Annotated in this window: 1 protein-coding gene; it reads left to right on the top strand. The window is 42.9% G+C overall.

Going from position 1 to position 368, the window contains the following annotated elements:
- Positions 1 to 188: 188 nt before the first annotated feature.
- The coding region (locus AC1D0P_RS32110; RefSeq protein ID WP_477680419.1) for a hypothetical protein at positions 189 to 368 on the top strand (180 nt) is incomplete at its 3' end.

Here is a 368-nt window from a genome sequence, read left to right as displayed (position 1 = left end):
ATCTAAGTACTCAAACAACCTATACAGCTTCGATAAAATAGTGTATGTGTAGATCTACTAACGATCAATTGACTTAAATTTTATCCAAAAATGTTAACGCCGCGATACGCTCGCGGATAAAAAAATTAATAGATTCAATCATTAGAAGCGTGTGCAGTGATGTGTTTTTGGTGATGGGAGTAGACGCCATGAACTTGATGACAAGAAACAGTAAGGATGGCATAAAAGGAACTACTATTCTACCGATCGAACCGGAACTCGCCACTCCGTTTCGAGGGTCTGTTACCGCAACTGTATCCGGAACGCGTGAAACTTCGCTGGTTATCATCGACAATAGGGCTCTGGACCGGCAGTGCCTTGCACGATGC

The organism is Polaromonas sp. P1_G2 (assembly GCF_056405515.1).
This window is presented reverse-complemented; position numbering and strand designations above follow the sequence as displayed.